Below are 1,835 nucleotides of genomic sequence, written 5' to 3'. Positions count from 1 at the left end.
TATACTCCCTCTTTATACTAACGTTTTCGCCTGTTTTCTTGGTTTATCTTAGACTTTCGTTTTATTTATGATTTAACAGTAACATTTTAAATGGCATAGGAACGAAATTTTAATGTAGAAGGGTGCACTTAATAAGCCATCCTTCTCTTTTTTGAAAAAAATGGGAATTCTTACTGCTATGATCGCACTTTCATTCCCACAATACTCATGGTGACAAACCCTCCCACATCTCACAGCGTCAATTGCGCATACATTCCTTCGTTCGGTCTATCCATGAAGTGGGGTCGGCGATGCTTTCTTGCAGGGTCATTGCCCGATAGTATAAAAATATGCCGACTGCTCCGTGCTTCAAATGTTATGGCTGTTTTAAAATAAATGAAAATTCTTAACTACCATGAAAACAAGGTGATTCATCGGTTATCGAGTTAAGCTGCATTCTGTAAATTAAAATGCGGAATATCGTTTAACATTTTTTCCGGATTGAATGCTATTTGTTTTTTACCTACAGTAAATAAAATGCGAATTAATTTGCAGCAGATCGCAATCAGGGATTGCTTTTTCTTCAACGGATTTTCTTTTCTTGTTGTAAAATATTGATGTAACGCCTTAAACGCAGGGTTGTGATTAACTAATGGCAGAGCGACCTTGAACAAGAGTGCACGTAATTTGGGGCGCCCCCTCTTGGTAATGATCGTTTGGCCTTTCCACTTTCCTGAAGTGGCCAATTTTAAATTTAACCCTGCTAATTTAATAATTTGTTCCGGATGATCGTAATGATTTAAATTGCCTACCTCCGCCAAGAATGCGGCTATCGTGATATCGCCTATCCCTTTAATATCTGTCATTTCCTTTACACCCGGAATGGTGCTGGTTAATCCTTCTATCATTTCCCACACTTCATTAATTTTTTCATGAAGGAGGGCATATTGAGCCATCAGTGTGTTGATTTTCATCCTTGCCATGGTTTTGCCTTCCTGGATTCCGATGGAATGACGCGCAGCCTCTTTTAATTGTCGGACCTTTTTCAATCCAACTCCTCTTTTTACCTCTTTACGGATTTCCGTAAGGATGGTCATTTCATCTGTTTCCACGATTTCATCCGGAAACAGACCCATTTTTAATATTTGTATCGATGATTGCCCCTCCCAATTCGCAAAGACAGTTGTATATTCCGGAAAGTACCTGTCAATCCATTGGTGAACGCGTCCCTGCACGGCTTGAAGATCTTTCATTAATTGGTCATACATATTCATGCCTTCGCGGAGTTCGGCGTAAATTCCTTCCGGTAAATGTGGTTCAGAATAGCGGCCATCTTGAATCAGCCGTGAAATAACCCTGGCATCTTTTACATCATTCTTGGTTGGAGAGTTGTCATCCAGCTCTTTTGATTTCTTCACATGAGCTGGGTTTACAACAACCACTTTGAGTTGCTTTTCCATGAGCCAGTAGGCCAATGGCAGCCAATAATGGCCAGTAGGCTCCATACCAATGATCTGCTTGTTTTTATCCTGTTGTGTAGCTAAATCATTCATCCAACACATAAAACTCTGGAAACCTTCAAGGCTATTTTCAAAATATAATGCCTTTCCGAATTGAATCCCTCGATAATCTTGCGCGCGAGCAACATGCCTTTTTTTGGCAATGTCAACTCCCACAATTAAAGTTTCATCTGTTAGTTGTAATATTTTTTCATTCTGTTTATAATTCATGATAGTCCTCCTTGGTTTTAATTTAAGGGTCCATTTTTGCTGATCAGCTGTGGACACCTCGTATCATACCAAGGGGACTTTTTTTATTCAAACTCCATTTTTGCTTAAATACAGGAATGCTTTCTT

1 protein-coding gene is annotated in these 1,835 nt (G+C 39.3%); it reads right to left on the bottom strand.

The annotated features are described in order from the left end of the window. Positions 1-425 precede the first annotated feature (425 nt). A complete protein-coding gene (locus tag D4N35_RS17685) occupies positions 426-1,709 on the bottom strand; it encodes an IS110 family RNA-guided transposase (protein WP_120076019.1) in 1,284 nt (427 codons plus the stop codon). Positions 1,710-1,835 lie beyond the last annotated feature (126 nt).

Source organism: Siminovitchia fortis (genome assembly GCF_003605365.2).
Lineage (GTDB): Bacteria > Bacillota > Bacilli > Bacillales > Bacillaceae_C > Siminovitchia > Siminovitchia fortis.
Note: the sequence above shows the minus strand (reverse complement) of the source record. Positions and strands in the feature narration are given on the sequence as shown.

Bases quoted from the DNA above. Each gene is read 5' to 3' on its own strand.
- D4N35_RS17685 (WP_120076019.1), bottom strand. From the start codon at position 1,709: ATGAATTATAAACAGAATGAAAAAATATTACAACTAACAGATGAAACT.